The sequence below is a fragment of the Pseudonocardia sp. 73-21 genome (genome assembly GCF_001899645.1).
Classification (GTDB): domain Bacteria; phylum Actinomycetota; class Actinomycetes; order Mycobacteriales; family Pseudonocardiaceae; genus Pseudonocardia.
Genome location: NZ_MKVV01000091.1, coordinates 104,487 through 125,642 on the forward strand (window position 1 = coordinate 104,487; position 21,156 = coordinate 125,642).

Sequence of the window (21,156 nt, forward strand, 5' to 3'; positions counted from 1 at the left end):
GCATGTCGACACCCCCGAACCGAGGGTCAGCAAAGCCACTGTGCGGCCACTAGAGGACAGCAGAGTGGCTTTGCTGTCATGCGGACCGGGCCCAGGAGGAGCGCGCATGATCCAGAAGCTGCTCGTCGCCAACCGCGGGGAGATCGCCGCCCGCGTCATGCGCACCGCCCACGCGCTCGGGATCTCGACGGTGGCCGTGTTCTCCGACCCCGACGCCGACGCGCCGTTCGTCGCGCTCGCCGACGAGGCCGTGCGGCTGCCGGGCTCCGCGCCGGGCGACACCTACCTGCGCGGCGACCTCGTGCTCGCCGCCGCCGCGGCCACCGGGGCCGACGCGATCCACCCCGGGTACGGGTTCCTGTCGGAGAACGCCCAGTTCGCCCGCGACTGCGCGGCGGCCGGCGTCACGTTCGTCGGGCCGTCGCCGGAGGCCATCGTGTCGATGGGCTCCAAGGTGGAGGCCAAGTCACTGATGGAGGCCGCCGGGGTTCCCGTGCTCCCCGGCGCCACGATCACCGACGACACCGACATCGCCGCCGTCGCGGCGAAGATCGGTTTCCCGGTGCTGGTCAAGGCCGCGTTCGGCGGTGGCGGGCGCGGCATGCGCGTCGTCCACACGGCCGGCGAGCTGACCGACGCCGTCGACGGGGCCCGGCGCGAGGCCGCGTCCGCGTTCGGCGACGGCACGGTGTTCCTGGAGCGGTTCGTCGTCGACCCCCGGCACGTCGAGGTGCAGATCGTCGGCGACACCCACGGCAACGTCGTGCACCTCTTCGAGCGCGAGTGCTCCATCCAGCGCCGCTACCAGAAGATCGTGGAGGAGGCGCCGTCCCCGGCCGTCGACGACGCGCTGCGCGCCGAGCTGGGTGCGGCGGCCGTCGCGGCGGGGAAGGCGCTGGGCTACACCGGCGTCGGCACCGTCGAGTTCGTGCTGGACGCGAAAGGGGCCTTCCACTTCCTCGAGGTCAACACGCGGCTGCAGGTGGAGCACCCGGTCACCGAGCTGGTCACCGGGCTGGACCTCGTCGAGGTGCAGCTGCGGGTGGCCGAGGGCGACCCGCTGCCCGAGTCGGTCACCGATGCGCGCATCGAGGGGCACGCGATCGAGGTGCGGCTCTACGCCGAGGACGTTCCCGCCGGGTTCCTCCCGGCCACCGGCACGCTGCACCGCTTCCGGATCGCGCCGTCGCCGGGCATCCGGGTCGACTCCGGCGTCGTCGACGGGTCGGTGGTCGGCACCGCGTACGACCCGATGCTGGCGAAGGTGATCGCGTACGGCTCGTCGCGGGCCGATGCGGCCCGCCGGCTGGCCCGGGCGCTGCAGACCGCGCAGCTGCACGGCGTCACGACCAACCGGGACCTGCTGGTCGGGATCCTCCGCGAGGAGGAGTTCCTGGCCGGTGGGACCGACACCGGCTACCTGGGCCGCCACCCCGAGGTCGTGAGCGGAAATCAGGGCTCTGACACCGATATCCGCGCACGGGCGGCGGCAGCCGCACTCGCGACCCAGGCGGCGAACCGGACCGGTGCGCAGGTGCTCGGCACGATGCCGTCCGGCTGGCGCAACGTCGGCTCCGCCCCGCAGCGCATCGCCTACGACGGGGCCGAGGTCGGCTACCGGCTGACCCGGGACGGTCCCGCCGTCACCGTCGACGGCGAGCCGCTCGACGCCCGGCTGCTCGCCGCCACCCCCGACGCCGTCACGCTGGAGGTCGGGGGCGTGCGGCGCGACTACTCCGTGCACCGCATCGCCGGCGTCGTCCACGTCGACGGGCCTGACGGCTCGTCCGCGCTGGTGGAGGTGCCGCGCTTCGCCGACCCCAACGCCGTCGCGCACGCGGGGTCGCTGCTCGCACCGATGCCGGGAGGGGTGGTGCGGGTGCTCGTCGAGGCCGGGGCCACGGTGACGGCCGGCCAGGCGCTCGTCGTGCTGGAGGCCATGAAGATGGAGCACACCGTGGTGGCGCCGGTCGACGGTGTGGTCAGCGAGATCGACGTCGCCGCCGGCGACCAGGTGGACACCGGTCAGGTCCTGGCCGTCGTCGAGGAGGTCGAGTCGTGAACATCGCCAACCTGCTGCGCCGCGCCGCCGCCGACCACGCCGGGCAGATCGCCCTCCGGATGGAGGACGAGGAGATCGGCTACGGCCATTTCGCCGAGATCGGCGGCCGGTTCGCCGCGTACCTGCACGCGGAGGGGCTCGCGCCCGGCGACCGCGTCGGGTTCTTCCTGCCCAACACCCTCGAGTACCTGACCGGCCTGCTCGGCGTCTGGCAGGCGGGCGGGGTGGGCGTGCCGCTCAACCACATGTTCCCCGAGGCCGCGCTGCGCCACGCGATCACCGACTCCGGCGTCACCCACCTCGTGGTGCAGCCCGGTGACGTCGCCCGGCTGGAGGCGCTCGGTGTCGAGGCGACGCTGCTCACCACCGGCCCGGACGGCGGGTTCGCCGCGGCCGTCGCGGCGCACGAGCCCGTGCACACGGTCGTGCCGCGCCTGGACCGCGACGACGCGCTGATCATGTACACGTCCGGCTCGACGGGCGTCCCCAAGGGCGTGCGGCAGACCCACCGCAACATCACCGCCCAGGTCGAGGGCGTCATCGACCTCTACGAGCTCACCTCCGCCGACCACGTGCTCAACTGCATGCCGCTCTTCCACGTCGGCGGTCTGCAGCTCGCCAGCCTGCCGGTGCTGCTGCGCGGCGGGCAGATCACGTTCATGGCCAAGTGGGACCCGCTGGTGTGGGTCGACCTCGCCCAGCGCCTGCGTCCCACCTACGGCGGGCTGATCGCGACGATGATGATCGACGTCGGCAACCGGACGGTCGGCGCGCCCGTCGTGCTCGACAGCTTCCGGATCTGCATGTTCGGCGGCTCCCGCACCCCCACCGCGTCGATCGACCGGCTGGCCGCGGGCACCGGCATCGAGGGCGTCGAGATCTACGGGCAGACCGAGCAGAGCGGGCTGGTCGTCTCCTACGCCGTCGGGGACACGCGCCGTCCGAACTCGATGGGCAAGCCCCTCGAGCAGGTCGTGCGCACCCGGCTCGTCTCGCCGACCACCGGGGACGACGTCACGGGGCCCGAGGAGGTCGGCGAGCTGTGGGTGCAGGGCGACGCCGTCACCCCGGGCTACTGGAACCTGCCGCTGGACGAGAAGTGGGCGGAGTCGTCGTCCGGGAGCTGGTTCCGCACCGGCGACCTCATGTCCCGCGACGCCGACGGCTACCTCTACTACGTCGACCGCATCGACGACATGATCATCTCCGGTGGGGAGAACATCTTCCCGCAGATGGTGGAGGAGCACCTCGCCGACTGCCCCGACCTCGCCGAGGTCGCCGTCATCGGCACCGCGCACGAGCGGTGGGTGGAGCAGGTCACGGCCGTGGTCGTCCCGAACCGGGAGGGCGTCACCGCCGACGACGTGGCCGCCTGGTGCGCCACCAACCCCAACCTGCGCGGCATGCACCGCCCGCGCCGCATCGAGATCGTCGACGCCCTGCCGCGCACGGGCAGCGGCAAGCTCAACCGCCCCGACCTCAGAAGAAGGTTTCCCTGATGCCCGTCTCGATGGACGCGCTCGCCGACGACCTGGCCGCGGAGACGGCGGTGCTCCGCGAGCTGCTCGCCCCGCTGGACGAGCGCGACTGGCGCCGCGCCACCCCGGCGGCGGGCTGGTCGATCGGCGACCAGGTCGCGCACCTCGCCCACTTCGACGACGTCGCCGTGCAGTCGGCCGTGGAACCCGACGCCTTCCGCGTCGAGCTGGAGCAGATCGTCGCCGCCGGCGGGGTCAGCCCGGACACCATCGCCGAGCTGTACCGCGGGAGGTCCGGCGCGGAGCTGCTCGCCTGGTTCGACGACGCCCGCGGGCGCCTGATCAGCGCGTTCCGGCCGCTGGACCCGTCGCTGCGCGTGCCGTGGTTCGGCCCGTCGATGAGCGCGGCGTCGTCGCTGACCGCGCGGATCATGGAGACCTGGGCGCACGGGCAGGACGTCGCCGACACCGTGGGGACGCAGCGCGAACCCACGGACCGGCTGCGGCACGTCGCCCACATCGGCGTCGGGGCCCGGGGTTACAGCTACGTCGTCAACGGGCGGGAGGTGGACGCCACGCCGGTGCGGGTCGAGCTGGACGCGCCGAGCGGTGCCCGCTGGAGCTGGGGTCCCGAGGACGCGCCGGACCGGATCAGCGGCCCCGCCCTCGACTTCTGCCTCGCCGTCACCCAGCGCCGCCACCGCGACGACACGGCGCTGGTGATCACCGGCCCGGTGGCCACCGACTGGATGTCGATCGCGCAGGCCTTCGCCGGTGACGCGGGGACGGGCCGCAAGGCGGGGGAGTTCGCGTGAGCACGCGACCGGTGGTCATCGGCAACTGCTCCGGCTTCTACGGCGACCGGCTCCAGGCGGCCCGCGAGATGGTCGAGGGCGTCGGGGCGGGTGGGAAGGGTGTCGACGTGCTGTGCGGCGACTACCTCGCCGAGCTCACGATGCTGATCCTGGCGAAAGCGCAGGCCAAGGACCCGGCGCTGGGTTACGCGCGGACGTTCCTCACCCAGCTCGAGGATGTGCTGGGCCTCTGCCTGGAACGCGGCATCAAGATCGTGTCCAACGCGGGCGGGCTGAACGCGGCCGGCCTGGCGGCGGCGATCGAGGCGCTCGGCACCGGTGCGAAGGTGGCCTACGTTGAGGGCGACGACCTGCGCGGATCCCTCGACGCCATCACCCCCGCGGTCGACGGCAAGCCGGTGTCGGCCAACGCCTACCTCGGCGGGTGGGGCATCGCGGAGGCCCTGGCGGCGGGCGCCGACGTCGTGGTCACAGGTCGGGTGACGGACGCGTCGCTGGTCGTCGGTCCGGCGGCGTGGTGGCACGGCTGGGCCCGCGACGACTGGGACGCGCTCGCCGGCGCCGTCGCCGCCGGGCACGTCATCGAGTGCGGCCCGCAGGCCACGGGCGGCAACTACCCGTTCCTCGACGAGATCACCGACCGCCGCTACCCGGGCTTCCCGATCGCCGAGGTGGCCTCCGACGGCTCGTCCGTGATCACCAAGCACCCCGGCACCGGCGGGCTGGTCTCGGTCGGCACGGTCACCGCGCAGCTGCTCTACGAGATCGCCGAGCCCGCCTACCTGGGCCCCGACGTCACCTCGCACTTCGACGCGCTGACGCTGACGCAGGAGGCCGAGCACCGCGTCGCGATCACCGGGACGACGGGCAGCCCGCCGCCGGAGACGTTGAAGGTGGCGCTCAACGACGTCGGCGGGTTCCGCAACACCATGACGCTCGTGCTCACCGGCCTCGACATCGAGGCGAAGGCCGCGCACGCCGAGTCGCTGCTGTTCGAGGTGCTGGGTGGGCGGGAGCGGTTCGCCGAGGTCGACGTGCGCCTGCTGCGCTTCGACCACCCGGACGCCGCGAGCAACGCCGAGGCCACCGCGCACCTGCGCGTCACGGTCAAGGACGCCGACCAGCGCAAGGTCGGCCGTGCCTTCTCCAACGCCACGATGGAACTGGCCCTGGGCGGTTACGCGGGCTTCCACACCCTCACCCCGCCCACCGACGCGTCGGCGTTCGGGATCTACCGGCCCGCCGCGGTGCCGCGCACGGCGGTGACGCAGACGGTGGTGCTGCCCGACGGCGAGCGCCGGGTGATCGCGGACCCGGAGTGCGCGCCTGCGGCGCCCGTGCGCGGATATCAGGGCCAGGGCCCTGATATCCGCGCACGAGCGGCGGAGCCGCAGGTCCGCGTGCCGCTCGGGCTGGTCGCCGGGGCGCGGTCCGGGGACAAGGGCGGCAACGCCAACGTCGGCCTCTGGACCCGCGACGACGACTCCTACGCCTGGCTGCGCGGGTACCTCACCGTCGAGAAGGTGCGCGAGCTGATCGGCGCCGAGGCCGCGGACCTGCAGATCGAACGCTTCGACCTGCCGAACCTGCGCGCCGTCAACGTGGTGGTGCACGGTGTGCTCGGCGCCGGCGTCGCGTCGTCGACGCGGCCCGACCCCCAGGCCAAGGGGTTGGGGGAGTACCTGCGCAGCCGGCTGGTGGACGTGCCGGCCGCGCTGGTACCCGCTACCCGTTGACACAGAGGATGGTGTGCGGCCTCGGGATCTCGTCGATCACCGGTCGCCGAGGGCCACGGCGTCCGCGGCGGTGCAGCGGGGAAGCAGACCCAGAGCGCCGTGGCGCTGCCGCACTGCTCACGCGTCGGACGGCGAGCGCCGGGCCGCGGTGCGCGCGCGAACCCCGCCGCCTCGCCGGTCACGGGCGCATGGCGGCCTGCGGAGCTCCGCCGCCGACCATCCGCCCGTGATCACCTTCGGACGGCGCGCCGCACCACCCCACCTACGGCGTTCGCGCGCCGAACTCGCGTCCGCGCCCTCGGTACGCGCGCGGACGCACGACGCGCGCGGACGCCTGGTCAGGGGTGCCACCTCGCCGCAGCCGGATGTCGGTTCTGTCGGTGCGGCGGTGCAGACTGCACCCGACGAGGTGAGGGAGAGCAGATGGTTGCGGCGCAGGGGCTGTCGGAGCAGGACGTGGAGGCGGCGCGCGCCGGGCTGTCGGACGGGCGGGCGGTCACGGTGTGGTTCACCCCGGCCGCGGTGGGGGTGCCGGCCGGGGGGTCGGCGAAGGTCGTGTCGGTGGGGGAGGTCGCGGAGGGCGACTTCATCCAGGTGCGGCCCACGGGCTCCCGCGACACCATGTTCTGCTCACCCGGGGAGCTCACCCGGACACGGCCGCCGCGCAGATCGGGCGGGTCGGCCGACGGCGGGTCGGCGAAGCGGCCTGCCGGGGCGGCGGTGGCCCAGCCAACCCCCCGCCCGCCGGCTGCCGCGGTCCGGGCCGAGCCGCCGCAGGTCGACTCGCGTGCTGCCACCGGGCTGGCGCGGCCCGGGACGGAGACCTCGTCCGCGCGCCCGAGCCGGCCCCGTACCGCGGCGGCCGAGGGCACGGCCGCCACGGCCCCGGCACCCCAGCCGGCCGCACTCCAGCCCCCTGTGGTCCGGCCTGCGGTCGAGAAGGCGCCGGCGCGGGGTGGCCGGGCCGCCGCCCGGCCACCGGCCGAGGTCAGCATCACCCTCGCCGCCACCGGGGAGGGCGAGTGGACCGTCGAGGTCACGGTCGGCAAGAAGCGCACGGTGCGGCCCACCCCGGTGCAGCCGGGCGACGTCGCCGTCGCGGCCCGCGCACTCCCGCCCGCCGTGGCCGAGGCGATCTCGTCCTCGCTCGACGCGGCCCGGCGACGCCGCGCCGAGCAGGTGGAGCGGCTGCGGGCGGAACTCGAGGCGGCCGAACGGGCCCTCAAGGACCTCAATGGATGAGAAGGTGACATAGCGGGCGACACGACGGAGGCGAGTGATGGTGGCGAGGTGGCCCGGCATCGCACGTGCGCGCCCGGCCACCGACGCCATGGCGGTGCTCGCCCTGGGCCGCGGGGTGGCCGCCGACCTCCGCGGCGGCCTCGACGGGCCGGGGGCCGACGCCGCGGCCCGCGGGCTGCGACGGCTGCTGGACGCCGATGCGGTGGGGCTGTTCGGGCTCGACGGCGAACCGGCGTGGTCCGGCGATGCCGTTGACGGCGTCGGCCCGCTCGTGGCCCGGGTGCTGCGCACCGACTCCCGCGCCGGCGGTGGCGGGCTGGTGGCGGTGCCCGTGCACGCGCGGCTGGAGCTGGCCGGGGTGCTGGTCGTCGCCGGTGAGATCACGACGTCGGCCGCCCGCGAGGCCGCGTTCTGGGTGGGGGAGGCGCTGGAGCGGGCGCGGCTGGAGTCGTCGTCCGACGTCGCCGAGCAGGCCGAGCTGCGGGCGCTGCGCGCCGAGATCTCCCCGCACTTCGTCTACAACAGCCTCACGGTGATCGCGTCGTTCGTGCGGTCCGACCCGGAGCGCGCCCGGGAGCTGATGCTCGACTTCGCCCAGTACACCCGCCACAGCCTGGCGCGGCACGGCGACTACACGACGGTGGCGGGGGAGTTCGCGGCCATCGAGGCCTACCTGGCGCTGGCGCGCGCGGTGCTGGGCGACCGGTTGCGCGTGCAGGTCCGCATCGCGCCGGAGATACTGCCCGTCGCCCTGCCGTACCTGGCGTTGCAGCCGCTGGTGGAGAACGCCGTGCGCCACGGCGTGGAGCTGGCGGGCACCACCGGCACCGTCATGGTGGCCGGCCAGGCCGAGGGGAGCGAGTGCGTGATCACCGTCGAGGACGACGGGCCCGGGATGGACCCCACCTACGCCGCCGCCGTGCTGGCCGGCAGGGGGAACCCGGGCAGCCTCGGGCTGGTCAACGTCGACCGCCGGCTGCGCACGGTCTTCGGCCCGGCGTACGGGCTCGTCGTCGAGACGGCGGTGGGCGCGGGCACCAGGGTCGTGCTGCGCGTGCCGCGGTTCCAGCCCGGGGTGGTGGTGGGGTGAAGGTCCTGGCCGTCGACGACGTCGCCCCCGCCCTGGACGAGCTGCACCGGCTGCTGCAGGAGTCGCCCGGGGTCGACGAGGTGTCCACCGCGGGCGACGCGCTCACCGCGCTCAAGCTGCTGCAGGCCCACACGTTCGACGTCGTGTTCCTCGACGTCTCGATGCCCGCCATGGACGGCATGGAGCTCGCCGCGCTCGTGGCCCGGATGACCGACCCGCCGGTGATCGTGTTCGTCACGGCCTTCGAGGAGCACGCCGCATCCGCGTACGACGTGGGGGCGCTCGACTACCTGCTCAAACCGGTCAGCGCCGATCGCCTCGCCGCGGCGCTGGACCGGGTCCGCCGTTTCGCCGGCCACAGCGCCCCCACCGTCGACGCGCTGGCGGCGGTGCCCGTGGAGCTCGGCGGCCGCACGCGGTTCGTCCGCCGCGACGAGGTGCGCTACGTCGAGGCCCAGGGCGACTACGTGCGGCTGCACACCCCGTCGGGGGCACACCTGGTCCGCATCCCGATCTCGCGGCTGGAGGAGCACTGGCGACCCGCGGGGTTCGTCCGCGTGCACCGCAGCTACCTGCTCGCCGTGGCGGGCGTGCGCGAGCTGCGCAGCGACATCGCGGGCGGCCTGCTCGCCCACACCGACGTCGGCGACGTCCCGGTCAGCCGCCGCCACGGCCGGGAGCTGCGGGAACTGCTGCTGGAGGCCGCCACCCGCGGCGCGTTCGACGGGGGCAGGCGGTGACGCGGAACCGCCGGGTGGCCGTGGCCAGCCCGCAGACGCGGCTGGACATGAGCAGACGCCGCAGCGGTGTCCGCGTCGCGATGCCGCACCTCGCGCCCGCCGACCTGGAACGCGCCCGCCGCACCCACCGCCTGCAGTTGCGCCGGGCCGTCGCCACGCTGGCCCTGCTCGCGCTGCTGATCATCGGACTGCCCGCCGTGCTGGCCGCGTTCCCGGTGCTCGACGACGTGAGGGTGGCCGGGATCCCCGTGGGGTGGATCGCCGTCGCCGTCGTGCCGTACGCGTTCCTCGTCGTGCTCGCCGGGTGGCAGCTGCGCCGGGCGGAACGGGCGGAGGACAGTTGATCGCCGGCGCGATCCTGCTGGTCGTCGTCGTCACGATGGTCATCGGTGCGCGTGGCGTGGCCGCCATGCGCACCACGTCGGACTTCCTGGTCGCCTCCCGCCGCATCTCCCCGACGCTGAACGCGGCGGCCGTGTCGGGGGAGTACCTGTCGGCGGCGTCGTTCCTCGGCGTGGCCGGGCTGATGGTCAAGGACGGGGTCGGTGCGCTCTGGTACCCGGTGGGGTTCGCGGCCGGCTACATCGCGATGCTGACGCTCGTGGCCGCGCCGATGCGGCGCACCGGCGCCCTCACGGTGCCGGACTTCGCCGAGGCGCGGCTCGGGTCGCCCGCGCTGCGCAAGCTCTCGGCGCTGGTGGTGCTGGTGATCGCCACGCTCTACGTCGTGCCGCAGTTCAAGGCGGCCGGCATGGTGCTGACGGCGGTGGCCGGCACGCCGTACTGGGTGGGCGTGGTGGTGGCGGGCGCGGCGGTCAGCGTCACGCTCGCGCTCGGCGGGATGCGCGCCGCCACCTACGTGCAGGCGTTCCAGTTCGGGCTGAAGATGCTGCTGTTCGTCGCGCCCGCGATCTGGCTGCTGCTCCAGGTCGGTGCCGACACCCGCCGCGGCGCGCTGTCGCCCGTCGAGTTCACGCGCTTCAGCCACGTCACGCCGGTGGAGTTCCAGCTCGACACCCAGCTGACGATCACCGAGCCCACCCCGGTGGCGATCGGGGGTGGCCCGGAGCAGGTGCTCGCGCCCGGCACCTACCCCGTCGAGGCCGGGGCCACGTGGACGTTCCCGACCGGCAGCTCCGTGCCCGAGGTCGCCGGTGCCCAGCGACCCGGCGGCGAGACGTGGGCCCGCCCGCTGCTCGACCCCGGCGGCGCCGGACACCCGGTGCTCGCCACGTGGTCGGTGCTGATCGCCACCGTGCTCGGCACCATGGGCCTGCCGCACATCATCGTGCGCTTCCACACCAGCTCCGACGGCCGCGGCGCGCGGCGCACCGCCGCGATCACGGTGGGTCTGCTCAGCGTGTTCTACCTGTTCCCGGCGGTGTACGGGCTGCTCGGGGCGGTGCTGCTGCCCGAGCTCTACCTCTCCGGCGCCACCGACACGGTCGTGGTGGCCCTGCCCGCGCGCGTCGACGGCGGGTGGGCCGGGTTCCTCGTCACCGCGCTGCTGTCCGCGGGCGCCTTCGCCGCGTTCCTCGCCACCTCGCTGGGGCTGCTGCTCGCCCTGTCGGGCGCGGTGTCGCACGACCTGCTGCCCGGCACCACGCTGCGGCGGCTTCGGCTCACCACGCTGGGCACCGCGGCGATCGTCGTGGCGCTGGCGCTGCCCGCCGTGCACCTCGACGTCGGCGTGCTGGTCACCTCGGGGTTCGCCGTCGCCGCGTCGACGTTCTGCCCGCTGCTGGTGCTCGGGATCTGGTGGGCCCGGCTCACCGCCCGCGGCGCCGTCGTCGGCATGGTGGTGGGGCTCGTGGCGTCGGCGGGGTCGATCGCCATCGACCTCTTCGCCGGCACCCCGCCCGGCCTGGTGTCGATCCTGTTCGGCCAGCCGGCCCTGTGGTCGGTGCCGTTGGCCTTCGCCACGATGGTGCTGGTCTCGCTGCGCGGCAGGCCGCCCGCGTGGGCCCCCGCGGCCATGTTGCGGTTGCATCTCGACGAACGCCGGCCCTGACCGTTCGACCGGTTTTCCGACCGTTCGTCGACCGCCGGTCGTCCACCCCGACGGTGTGTCGTGCGCCGCTTCCGCCGCCTCCGCGGACCGCCTTTCCTGGGCTCCCGCTCTGTGCAAGGAGGCACCCGTGAGCACCACCGAATCCCCACCGCCGGAGTCGACCGAAGCCCGGACGGAGCTGCACGACTGGGACGCCGTCCAGTCGTCGCCGGAGTTCCAGCGGCTGCGCAGCAGGCTGCGCAACTTCGTGTTCCCCGTGACGGGGCTGTTCCTGGTCTGGTACCTGCTCTACGTCCTGCTCGCCAGCTACGCGCCCGGGTTCATGTCGGTCAAGGTCCTCGGCAACATCAACATCGGGTTGATCTTCGGCTTGCTGCAGATCGTGTCGACATTCGCGATCACCACCTGGTACGTCCGGTGGGCCGACCGCACGATCGACCCGCTGTCGCAGGAGCTGCGTGACGAGATGGGAGACGGCAAGTGACGCTGGCCGCGGGCATCGAGGGAAGCAACCCCATCCTCAACATCGTGATCTTCGGCGTCTTCGTCGCCATCACGCTGGGCATCGTGATCTACGTCAGCCGGCGCCGGACGGCGGGTGCGGCCGACTTCTACACCGCGGGCGGCGGGTTCTCCGGCCCCCAGAACGGCATCGCGATCTCCGGCGACTACCTGTCGGCGGCCTCGTTCCTCGGCATCGCCGGGGCCATCGCGCTCAACGGCTACGACGGCTTCCTCTACTCCATCGGCTTCCTGGTGGCGTGGCTCGTGGCCCTGCTGCTCGTGGCGGAGCTGCTGCGCAACACCGGCAAGTTCACGATGGGTGACGTCCTCGCGTTCCGCATGCGCCAGCGGCCCGTCCGCGCGGCCGCGGCGACGTCGACGCTCGCCGTCTCGTTCTTCTACCTGCTCGCCCAGATGGCGGGAGCGGGCGGGCTCGTGGCCCTGCTCCTCGACATCTCCGACAAGACCCAGCAGGGCATCGTCATCGCGGTCGTCGGCGTCGTGATGATCGCCTACGTGCTCATCGGCGGCATGCGCGGCACCACCTGGGTACAGATCATCAAGGCGGTGCTGCTCATCGCGGGCGCCGCGGTCATGACGGTCTGGGTGATGGCGCTCTACGGGTTCAACTTCTCGGCCCTGCTCGGGGACGCGGTCGCCAAGGGCGGCGCCGCGGGTGAGGCCCTGCTCAACCCGGGCAAGCAGTACGGCAAGACCGGCGTCAGCAAGCTGGACTTCGTCTCCCTGGGCCTGGCCCTGGTGCTCGGCACCGCCGGCCTGCCGCACATCCTGATGCGCTTCTACACCGTGCCCACGGCCAAGGAGGCCCGCCGCTCGGTGGTCTGGGCGATCTGGCTGATCGGCCTGTTCTACCTGTTCACGCTGGTGCTCGGCTACGGAGCCGGCGCGCTGGTCGGCCCGGACGCGATCAAGAAGGCGCCCGGTGGGGCGAACTCCGCGGCTCCGCTGCTGGCCTACCAGCTCGGCGGCACGCTGCTGCTGGGCATCATCGCGGCGGTGGCGTTCGCGACGATCCTGGCGGTGGTCGCCGGCCTGACGATCACGGCGTCGGCGTCGTTCGCGCACGACATCTACCTCAACGTGATCAAGAAGGGCGAGCCGGGCGCGGCGAACGAGGAGGTCAAGGTCGCCCGCATCACGGCCGTCGTGATCGGCATCGTCGCCATCGTGGGCGGGATCCTGGCCAACGGCCAGAACATCGCGTTCCTCGTGGCGCTCGCGTTCGCCGTGGCCGCGTCGGCCAACCTGCCGACGATCCTCTACTCGCTGTTCTGGAAGCGGTTCAACACCCAGGGCGCGCTGTGGAGCATCTACGGCGGTCTCGCCATCACGATCGTGCTGATCGTGTTCTCGCCGGTGGTGTCGGGCAAGCCCGTCGACGCCGCGACGGGCAAGAGCGCGTCGATGCTGCAGGGCGTGGACTTCCACTGGTTCCCGCTCGACAACCCGGGCCTCGTGTCGATCCCGCTGTCGTTCCTGCTCGGCTACCTCGGCACCGTCCTGAGCAAGGAGAAGCCTCCGGCCGGGAAGTTCGCCGAGATGGAGGTCCGCTCGCTCACGGGTGTCGGGGTGGAGAAGGCGGTCAGCCACTGAGTGCGTGGGGGTCCGGCCGGTCGGCGGGGGCCGGCCGGCCCCCCATCTCTCACATGTCCAGCCCGCCGTTGACGGAGATGACGGAACCGGTGATGTAGCCGGCCTCGTCGTCCACCAGGAACTGCACGGTGCGGGCGATCTCGCTGGCCTGGCCCAGGCGGCCGACCGGCACGCCCTTGAGGAGCTTCTCCAGCACCTCCGGCGGGATCGCCGCCACCATCTCGGTCTCGATGTAGCCGGGGGCCACGCAGTTGACGGTGACGCCCTTGCGGGCCACCTCCTGCGCGAGGCTCTTGCTGAACCCGATCAGACCCGCCTTCGACGAGGCGTAGTTGGCCTGGCCCACCGAGCCGGTCTGCCCGATCACCGAGGAGATGTTGACGATCCGGCCGAAGCCGTTGCCGGTCATGTGGTCGAGCACGGCCTTGGTCATGTAGAACGCGCCGGAGAGGTTGATCCGCAGCACCGCGTGCCAGTCCTCGACCGTCATCTTGCGGACGGTCTTGTCGACGGTGATGCCGGCGTTGTTCACCAGGTAGTCGACGCGGCCGCGCTGCTCGAGCACCTCGGTGACGACACGCTGGCAGTCGGCGGGCTCGCCCACGTTGCCCTGGTGGATCGAGACCGACGCGCCCTCGGCGCCCAGCTTGCCGGCCAGCTCCTCGGCGGCCTTGGAGTTCGAGCTGTAGCCGGCGGCGACGTGCACGCCCGCCCTCGCGAGGGTGGTGGTGATGGCGGCACCGATGCCGCGGGCCCCGCCGGTGACGATGGCGACGCGCTGCTCGGGGTGGGTGTCGGTGATCGCGGTCAAGAGTCCTCCTATTCGCCGAACGCGACGCGGACGTCGTCGCTCGTGGTGGTGGGCCGGACGGTGGTGCGGTGGCTGGTGGGCGTCGGGAGCACGACCTCGGGCGCCACGATCGACGGGTCCACGGTCAGCACGGCGTAGCCGCCGACCGCACCCGCACCGAAGCCCGGTGCGAACACCTTCGTGGGGCCGGTGATGGCCTTGTCGCGCACCGCGTCGAAGATCGCGATGGGGATGGACGCCGCTGAGACGTTGCCCATCGTCTCGATGTTGAAGTAGAGCTGGTCGTGCGACAGCCCGGCCTTGTCGGCGAGCTGCAGGATCATCGTCTTGTTGGCCTGGTGCGGGACGATGAGGTCGATGGACCCGAGCAGGTCGAGGTCGGTGAGCTCGGCGAGCATCTGGTCGAGGTAACGCGAGACCAGGGCCTTGACCTCGGGCCCGTAGACGGTGATGTCGTTGTCGAACTCGGGGTTGGGCCAGATGATCGAGTTGACCTGGCTCGCGGGCCCGCTGGCGTAGGTCTGCAGGATCTCGACGTCGCCGGCCTCGCCCGCGGGTGCCGGTGCCACCACCATCGCGGCCGCACCGTCCCCGAAGATCATCCGCGAGGTGCGGACGGCGCCGATCTTGTCGGAGAACTTCTCGACGCAGACCAGCAGCACCGGCCGGTCCACCTCCTGCAGCTGCCGCACGGCCTCGGCCAGGCCGTAGGGCAGCCCCGCGCAGGCGGCGACGATGTCGGCCGAGCAGTGCGTCTGCAGCATGCCGAGCTCGCCCGACAGCCAGGTGGACAGCGACGGGATGAGCCGCTCGCTCGTGCAGGTGGCCACGAGCACCGCGCCGATCTCGTCGGCCGTGCGCCCGGCGTGCTCCAGCGCGGCGACGGCGGCCTCCAGCGCCAGGTCACCGATCTCGTGCTCGGTGTAGCGGCGCTGGTCGATGCCGGTCTTGGTGCGGATTTCCTCGGCGCTCATCGGCGACCAGGAGAAGCTCGCGTTGCGCACGACGTCGTCGTTGGAGCACACGTGCTCGCCGCGCACCACCGCCAGCGACTCGATCCTCGGCTGCACGCGGAACGCCTCGTGCACCTTCACCGGGGGATAGGGCCGCACCGGCGGCCGGGCCGGCGCGGGCGACCGGGACGACCGCACCGGTGTGGCCCCCGACTTCACGCGGTCGATGAATGCCGCCACGTCACGGGTGCGCGGATGAAGGGCGATCACGAAATCGTCGTCGCCGATCGCCTGGGCCGGCCGCAGTTCGGTGCGGGACCGGTCCCAGGGGTACTGGTTGTGCAGCACCATCGCCCACCGGGTCAGTGCTTCGAGCTCGGGCACCGATTCGTCGACGTCCAGGATCTCCTGGTGGCTGAATACCGGATAGTCCGGGTCGTGGTCGGGCACGACGAAGGTGAGCAATTCACCCTGGGCGACGAATTCGGCCACCGTCGGCTTGATCGCCGGCAGTTCGGAGGCGTGGTGGAGCTTGTTGCGGAACAGGTCGAAGAGCAGCGCGAAGACCCGGTCCTCCGCCCCACCCTCCCAGGTGGGGGCGAGCTCGCGGTAGGCGCGCTCCACGGCGGCCACCTTCTTCTCACCGTCCACCCAGGGCGTGAGCACGGGCAGGAAGACGTCCTCGCGGTGGCGGGGCAGATCCCGCCAGCGCGTGGGGCGCTTGTCGAACATCGTCATGGGGTACCGGTTGACCCAGAACAGGTTCTGCCCGAGGTCGCGCAGCAGCGCGAACCTGCTCGGATAGGCGCCCGCCTCCACCCGGGTCAGAAGGTCCGTACCGGTAGGGGCTTTCGCCTCGAAATCGCGGCCGATCACCGCGGTGAACTGATCGAGGGTGTCGAGGACGGAGAAATCGAGCTCGCCGAGGAAATTTGCCGGGAAGACCAGGTGGCCGTGTGCGTTGAGGACGAACGGCTTCATGCCAGTGAACATAGTGGCTGGACGCCGTGATCGTAATGTGAGCGTGGTTTCCCGCTACCGGCGAGTTCTACTACGGAGTTCTACTACGGAGTTCTACTGCGGAGTTCTACTGATGAGTTCTACTCGTCGGTTCTATTTCTGGTGGAACCGGTCCGCGATCTCGGGGACGTCCTGCCACCACAGCCGCGGGGGCTCGTCGGGCTCGGCGGCGGCGACCGCGTCGAGCTCGACGTCGATCTCGGCCGCGCGGACCTCGTCCTCCTTCGTCATGCGCGACAGCACGATGCCGATGAACGGCAGACCCGCGACGTCGCCGCCGATCCACAGCACGCCGGCACCGAGCGTCTGGTCGGTGCGCAGGCTCGGTCCCCAGTCGCGCGTCAGGGCGCCGTAGAAGCCGGCGGCGACGAGCGGTCCGAGCCACAGGACCACGCCGAGCGCCGCGTCGCCGATCATCTCGACCACCGTGATCCAGATCGTGACGCCGTACGGATCGGTGCGGGGGGTGGGATCGAGCCGGAAACGAGTCCAGAAATAGCCGAAACCGACGAGAGCCAGTACGAATCCGCTCACGGCCGAGGCCACGGAACTGCGCAGGGTGAGCTCGTAGAGCGGGCTGAGATAGAGCACCATCATCGGGACGACGAGCAGGACGGTGATGACGAGCGGGAAGGTCACGAAACGGGCGAAGGGGCTGCGCAGCACCCGGCCCAGCGGGGCCCGGACGCGGGCCGGCAGCAGGTCGCGCAGCAGCAGGATCGGGGCCCCGAGGGCCAGCAGCAGCGGCACGACCATGAGCAGGACGATGTTCTGCACCGCGCGCACCCAGAACAGGGTGTCGTCGTAGACACCGAGGAATGAGCAGCCGACCAGCAGGATCGTGGCGATCCCGGCGGTCCAGCACGCGATGCGCACCCGGGGCCACGGACGTCCGGCCCGCCGGGTGCGCGCGACGGCCGCGGCGTAGGCGCCACCCAGGACGACCGCGGTCGCCAGTACGCCGGGCTCGGCCCGCCACGCGGTGAACACGCGGAGCGTGGTGAGCGGAGTGGTCATGGCGAGCGTGAGCACAGGACGAACGGTACGCGTGCCCATTCCCCCGCTGAAATGGGCGATGTGCCGCTTCATTGCCCGTACAGGCGATTCCGGGATTCAACCCGGGTCGCATTACTGTCGGTGCATGGCCATTCTGGATCACCACGACGAGCCGACCGAGGTGCCGACGATCCGGCGCCGTCGTCGCGGACCGTGGATCGCGCTGGCCCTCGTCGTGGCGGTCGTGCTCGCCGGAACGGGTGGCGTCGTCCTCGACGCGCTGCGCGTCCCGGGGTCGGACGGCCTCGCGGCGAAGCTGGCGGAGTGGGGACGCGACCACGGGTTCGGGCCCGTCGTCACCTGGCTCGAGCAGATCCAGTACGAGAGCGACAAGCCCGCGGTGGGCGGCGTCCCGCAGGGCGGCATCCCGACGGCCGGCGGCGTGGCGCCGGGGGTCGGCGGGTCGGAGCGGCTGCCCTCGGTGGCCATGCCCCCGCTCGCCGGCGGCGCCCAGCTGCCCGGGGAGGGCGTGTGGCAGACCGTCGTCACCGTGAAGGGGCGCCCGGCGGTGCAGGTGGCGTCGGTGCGCCCGGACGCCCAGCACACGTCGTTCGTGGTGGGCGTCATGCGGATGGACCCGACGCTGGTGCGCGGCCAGCTGCACCCGGGCACGCTCGATCCCGGCGGGTCCTGGAGGACGTCCACGTCGCTGGTCGGCGCCCAGCAGGCCGACGTCGTGGCGGCTTTCAACGGCGGCTTCCGCCTCACCGACCCCAGCCATCCCGGCTACTACGCCGAGGGACGCCCGGTGAAACCGCTGGTGGACGGCGTGGCGAGCCTGGTCCTGCGGGCGGACGGCACCGCCGACGTCGGCGCCTGGAACCGGGAGGTGCGCATGGCGCCGGGAGTGGTGAGCGTGCGACAGAACCTGCTCCCGCTCGTCGACGGCGGGCAGGTCAACCCCACGTGCGCCACCGGCGGCACGAAGGAGTGGGGTTCCACCATCGGGCAGGCCGCCTACGTCCACCGCTCCGGGTTCGGGGTGACGGCCACGGGCGTCGAGGTCTACGTCGGCGGACCGGCGCTGTCGGTGTGCACGCTGGGCCGGATCCTGCAGGACGCGGGCGTGGTGCGCGGCATGGAACTCGACATCAACCCGAACTGGGTCAGCGGCACCTACTTCCACGACCGGCCCGGCGCCGCGCCGCAGGGGTTCCGGCTGTTCCCGGCCGAGAAGGTGGACCCGGCGCACTACCTCACGCCGACGAGCCGCGACTGGTTCGCCTGGTACGCCCGCTAGGAGCGCCCTGAAGAACTCGGGCCTACTGCGCTACGGCCGGATTCTTCAGCACCCTCCTTGGCCCGGTCAGGCCGGCCCTGGGCCCTAGGGCACGGGTACGGGCGCCGGCAGGGGCTTGTGGGCGTGGCGGGACAGCACGGTGAGGCCCGCCGCGGTGAGGGCGAGCCCGACGACACCGAGCACCGCCTCCAGCGGCGTGGCGCGCACGACCTCGCCCAGCAGGACCACGCCGAGCACCGACGCCGAGAGCGGGTCCACCAGCGTGCAGGTGGCGAGGGGGGCGCCCAGGCCGCCGTCGCGGTAGGCCATCTGGATCAGCACCATGCCCGCGACGGCGGCGGCCGCGCACGTCAGGGCGGCGAGCACCCACGGACCCGACCCGGCGACGAGCAGCCGGGCCATGGCCGAGGCCAGCCCGAACAGGATGGCCGACGCCGCCGCCCGCAGCACGGAGCCCGCGCGGTGGCCGAAGAACGAGCTGACCAGGACCATCAGGCCGACGACCAGCGCGCAGCCGCCGACGGCCATGCCCAGCGCGGCGTCGGACACCTCCGGTGGCCGGGCGTGGTGCGGGGCCAGCGACAGGATGGCCAGCAGCCCGAGCGCGACGGCGCCCGCCGCGGCCCACTCCCCGCGCGTGACGGTGCGCCCGACGAGCCACGCGCCCAGCGGCAGCGCCAGCACGAGCGCGGACACCCCGAGCGGTTGCACGAGCGTCAACGGGCCGAAGCGCAGGGCGACGAGGTGCAGCAGCGCGCCGACGACGGTGGCCGACACCGCGACCCACCAGCGGGACCGCCGGACCAGCCGACCGAACAGTGCGAGCCCGCTGATCTCGGCGTCCGACGCGTGCCGCGACGCCTCGCGCTGCTGCAGGACGGCGGCCACGGCGTAGCAACCGGCCGAGGCGAGGGCGACGCCGATCGCCACAGCGGGATGTTGCACGGCTCCACGGTAGAGGGTCGCCGATCCGCGTTGTAGGCGACGTGGCCACAGGGGGCGCACAAGAACCGCACAGGGACACGACAGGACAGCCCCCATCGTGGACCCGGGCTGGTTCATCGCACTCGTCGAGCTGTGGCCCGCGGCGGACCGCCCCTACATCGGCGGTTCCACGACCAACTCCCTGCTGGAGCTGGCGCTGGGCTACAACGGCATCGGCCGGCTGTTCGGCGGTTCCGGCAACGGCGGCGGGGGCGGCGGCTTCGGCGGCGGGACCAACGGCGGCTTCGGGGGCGCCACCGGCATCCTCCGGCTGGTCACCTCCGAGATGGGGCTGGAGGTCTCCTGGCTGCTGCCGGCTGCACTGATCGCGCTGGTGGCGGGGCTGTGGATCGCGCGACGGTCCGCCCGCACCGACCGGCTGCGTGCGTCGATGCTGCTGTGGGGCGGCTGGACGCTGGTCACCGGGCTCGTGTTCAGCTTCATGAGCGGCACGATCCACCCGTACTACACGGTGGCGCTGGCGCCCGGGATCGCGGCGCTGGTGGCGATCGGCGGGGCCGAGCTGTGGAGGCGTGGGGCGACGATCTGGCTCGCCCTGATGGTGGCGGCCACCGGGGCCTGGAGCTTCGTGCTGCTGGCGTCCTCGACGGAGACGTTCGCCTGGGTGCGCTGGGTGTTCGCACCCGTCACCGCCGTCGCGGTGGTCGGGATCCTGGTCGGGGCCCGGCGGCTGGCGCGGGCCACCGTCGTCACCGCGCTGGTGGCGGCCATCGCCGGCACGGCCGCCTACGGCGTGGCCACCGCGGCCGGCGCGCACACCGGCAGCATCCCGGGCGTCGGGACGGTGGCGAGCGGCATGGGCGGCGGAGGTGGGAGCGGCGGCACGGGGACCCCGCCCGGCGGAGGCGAGCGTCCCTCCCCGCCCGCCGGAGCGACCTTCGGCGGCGGCATGGGGGGCGGCGGCGCGACCACCAGCACCGAGCTGACCGCGCTGCTCAAGGCCACCGACAACACCTGGACGGCGGCGGTCGGCACGTCGCAGAGCGCGGCGTCGCTCGAGCTGGCCACCGGCACTTCGCTGATGTCGCTGGGCGGCTGGAGCGGCTCGGACCCGGCGGTGACGCTGGAGCAGTTCCAGGCCGACGTCGCCTCCGGTGCGATCCACTACTACATCGGCGGCGGCCAGGAGGGCGGCCCCGGTGGGAGCAGCGACAGCACGTCCTCGCAGATCGCGACGTGGGTGGCGGCGAACTACACGGCCACCACCGTGGGCGGCCAGACCGTCTACGACCTGACGAGCTGACCCCCGGAGACGACGGGCCGCGACCCGACCCGGTCGCGGCCCGCCGTCATGCCGGGAGGCCGTCGCCGGCGAAGCTGCGGCACGGGTGCACGTCGTAGACGAACACCCCGGCCACGACGCCCGGGTCGCCGTCCATGATCCGGGCCGTCTCGGCGGGGTCGGTGGTGAAGATCCCGATGCCGCAGACCTCGGTGTCGTCGGTGACCGGGCAGACCACGGCCAGGACGCCGTCGGCGCGCAGCTCGAAGTTCCGGCGACCGTGCTCCCAGACGATCGCGTCGGCACCGGGCTGGTCGCGGCGCGGCCCGGTGCGCAGGATGACGGTGGTGTAGGCGCGGGCGGTGGGCATGAGCGCCCGCATCTCGTCGTCGGTCACGGTGGTCATCGGGGTCCTCGATTCGATCCACACGCGTGGTGACGCGTGCACCCGGTGCGGCGGAGGCTGTGCATCGTGACACCTTTCCCGGCCGGCCACACCGGTGAGGCCGCTCGCCACCGCCGCAGCGGGGCCTGGGACGGTCGGCTGCTCGACGGCT

At 72.9% G+C, this 21,156-nt stretch carries 18 protein-coding genes; 13 read left to right on the plus strand and 5 right to left on the minus strand.

Annotated elements, in window-relative coordinates:
* Positions 1-106: 106 nt before the first annotated feature.
* The 11 genes from BGP03_RS28355 (at position 107) to BGP03_RS28405 (ending at position 13,292) form a co-directional block, all read left to right on the plus strand.
* Complete coding sequence (locus BGP03_RS28355) at positions 107-2,062, plus strand: biotin carboxylase N-terminal domain-containing protein (protein ID WP_298799047.1); 1,956 nt, start codon at positions 107-109, stop codon at positions 2,060-2,062.
* Positions 2,059-3,561, plus strand: coding sequence for a class I adenylate-forming enzyme family protein (locus BGP03_RS28360; RefSeq protein ID WP_296368181.1), 1,503 nt, complete (start codon positions 2,059-2,061; stop codon positions 3,559-3,561). Before BGP03_RS28355 ends, BGP03_RS28360 begins: the two co-directional genes overlap by 4 nt.
* On the plus strand, positions 3,561-4,355 hold the full coding sequence (locus BGP03_RS28365; protein ID WP_298799048.1) for a TIGR03084 family metal-binding protein: 795 nt from the start codon (positions 3,561-3,563) through the stop codon (positions 4,353-4,355). Before BGP03_RS28360 ends, BGP03_RS28365 begins: the two co-directional genes overlap by 1 nt.
* Complete coding sequence (locus BGP03_RS28370; protein WP_296368185.1) at positions 4,352-6,091, plus strand: acyclic terpene utilization AtuA family protein; 1,740 nt, start codon at positions 4,352-4,354, stop codon at positions 6,089-6,091. The genes BGP03_RS28365 and BGP03_RS28370 overlap by 4 nt, the downstream gene beginning before the upstream one ends.
* A gap of 423 nt (positions 6,092-6,514) precedes the next feature.
* Positions 6,515-7,333 carry a DUF6319 family protein gene (locus BGP03_RS28375; protein ID WP_296368189.1) on the plus strand — a complete coding sequence of 273 codons (819 nt, stop codon included), beginning with the start codon at positions 6,515-6,517 and terminating at the stop codon, positions 7,331-7,333.
* Positions 7,334-7,370: 37 nt separating this feature from the next.
* Positions 7,371-8,423, plus strand: coding sequence for a histidine kinase (locus BGP03_RS28380; RefSeq protein WP_296368191.1), 1,053 nt, complete (start codon positions 7,371-7,373; stop codon positions 8,421-8,423).
* Positions 8,420-9,163 carry a LytTR family DNA-binding domain-containing protein gene (locus BGP03_RS28385; protein WP_296368193.1) on the plus strand — a complete coding sequence of 248 codons (744 nt, stop codon included), beginning with the start codon at positions 8,420-8,422 and terminating at the stop codon, positions 9,161-9,163. Before BGP03_RS28380 ends, BGP03_RS28385 begins: the two co-directional genes overlap by 4 nt.
* Positions 9,160-9,507 (plus strand): hypothetical protein, encoded by a 348-nt coding sequence (locus BGP03_RS28390; protein ID WP_296368195.1) that lies wholly within the window; start codon positions 9,160-9,162, stop codon positions 9,505-9,507. The genes BGP03_RS28385 and BGP03_RS28390 overlap by 4 nt, the downstream gene beginning before the upstream one ends.
* Positions 9,508-9,542: 35 nt before the next feature.
* Positions 9,543-11,174: a cation acetate symporter gene (locus BGP03_RS28395; RefSeq protein WP_296368546.1), complete on the plus strand. Its 1,632-nt coding sequence runs from the start codon at positions 9,543-9,545 to the stop codon at positions 11,172-11,174.
* A 127-nt stretch (positions 11,175-11,301) separates the two neighbouring features.
* Positions 11,302-11,658 (plus strand): DUF485 domain-containing protein, encoded by a 357-nt coding sequence (locus BGP03_RS28400; RefSeq protein ID WP_296368196.1) that lies wholly within the window; start codon positions 11,302-11,304, stop codon positions 11,656-11,658.
* Positions 11,655-13,292, plus strand: coding sequence for a cation acetate symporter (locus BGP03_RS28405; protein WP_296368198.1), 1,638 nt, complete (start codon positions 11,655-11,657; stop codon positions 13,290-13,292). The genes BGP03_RS28400 and BGP03_RS28405 overlap by 4 nt, the downstream gene beginning before the upstream one ends.
* A 49-nt stretch (positions 13,293-13,341) precedes the next feature.
* Here BGP03_RS28405 and BGP03_RS28410 read toward each other — a convergent pair whose 3' ends face one another.
* The 3 genes from BGP03_RS28410 to BGP03_RS28420 all read right to left on the minus strand — a co-directional run bounded on the left by BGP03_RS28410 (position 13,342) and on the right by BGP03_RS28420 (position 17,108).
* Complete coding sequence (locus BGP03_RS28410) at positions 13,342-14,103, minus strand: 3-oxoacyl-ACP reductase family protein (RefSeq protein WP_298799049.1); 762 nt, start codon at positions 14,101-14,103, stop codon at positions 13,342-13,344.
* A gap of 8 nt (positions 14,104-14,111) precedes the next feature.
* A complete protein-coding gene (locus tag BGP03_RS28415; protein ID WP_298799050.1) occupies positions 14,112-16,037 on the minus strand; it encodes a 3-oxoacyl-[acyl-carrier-protein] synthase III C-terminal domain-containing protein in 1,926 nt (641 codons plus the stop codon).
* 132 nt (positions 16,038-16,169) lie between these two features.
* Positions 16,170-17,108, minus strand: coding sequence for a cytochrome c oxidase assembly protein (locus tag BGP03_RS28420; RefSeq protein ID WP_296368203.1), 939 nt, complete (start codon positions 17,106-17,108; stop codon positions 16,170-16,172).
* A gap of 109 nt (positions 17,109-17,217) precedes the next feature.
* Here BGP03_RS28420 and BGP03_RS28425 point away from each other — a divergent pair, with 109 nt between their 5' ends.
* The gene (locus BGP03_RS28425; RefSeq protein ID WP_296368204.1) at positions 17,218-18,372 is read left to right on the plus strand and encodes a hypothetical protein; all 1,155 of its coding nucleotides are present in this window, start codon (positions 17,218-17,220) and stop codon (positions 18,370-18,372) included.
* A gap of 84 nt (positions 18,373-18,456) precedes the next feature.
* Here BGP03_RS28425 and BGP03_RS28430 read toward each other — a convergent pair whose 3' ends face one another.
* Positions 18,457-19,317, minus strand: coding sequence for a DMT family transporter (locus BGP03_RS28430; RefSeq protein ID WP_298799051.1), 861 nt, complete (start codon positions 19,315-19,317; stop codon positions 18,457-18,459).
* Between the two features lie 97 nt (positions 19,318-19,414).
* On the opposite strand from BGP03_RS28430, the gene BGP03_RS28435 reads away from it, so the two are divergent.
* Positions 19,415-20,620: a hypothetical protein gene (locus tag BGP03_RS28435; RefSeq protein WP_298799052.1), complete on the plus strand. Its 1,206-nt coding sequence runs from the start codon at positions 19,415-19,417 to the stop codon at positions 20,618-20,620.
* A 46-nt stretch (positions 20,621-20,666) separates the two neighbouring features.
* On the opposite strand, the gene BGP03_RS28440 is transcribed toward BGP03_RS28435, so the two are convergent.
* Complete coding sequence (locus BGP03_RS28440) at positions 20,667-21,005, minus strand: hypothetical protein (protein ID WP_296368209.1); 339 nt, start codon at positions 21,003-21,005, stop codon at positions 20,667-20,669.
* Positions 21,006-21,156: the final 151 nt, after the last annotated feature.

What these genes read in the sequence shown, in the direction of transcription:
- BGP03_RS28355 (WP_298799047.1), top strand. Translation starts at nt 107, where the DNA reads ATGATCCAGAAGCTGCTCGTCGCCAACCGCGGGGAGATCGCCGCCCGC.
- BGP03_RS28365 (WP_298799048.1), top strand. Translation starts at nt 3,561, where the DNA reads ATGCCCGTCTCGATGGACGCGCTCGCCGACGACCTGGCCGCGGAGACG.
- BGP03_RS28375 (WP_296368189.1), top strand. Translation starts at nt 6,515, where the DNA reads ATGGTTGCGGCGCAGGGGCTGTCGGAGCAGGACGTGGAGGCGGCGCGC.
- BGP03_RS28380 (WP_296368191.1), top strand. Translation starts at nt 7,371, where the DNA reads ATGGTGGCGAGGTGGCCCGGCATCGCACGTGCGCGCCCGGCCACCGAC.
- BGP03_RS28395 (WP_296368546.1), top strand. Translation starts at nt 9,543, where the DNA reads ATGGTCATCGGTGCGCGTGGCGTGGCCGCCATGCGCACCACGTCGGAC.
- BGP03_RS28415 (WP_298799050.1), bottom strand. Translation starts at nt 16,037, where the DNA reads ATGAAGCCGTTCGTCCTCAACGCACACGGCCACCTGGTCTTCCCGGCA.
- BGP03_RS28425 (WP_296368204.1), top strand. Translation starts at nt 17,218, where the DNA reads ATGGCCATTCTGGATCACCACGACGAGCCGACCGAGGTGCCGACGATC.
- BGP03_RS28440 (WP_296368209.1), bottom strand. Translation starts at nt 21,005, where the DNA reads ATGACCACCGTGACCGACGACGAGATGCGGGCGCTCATGCCCACCGCC.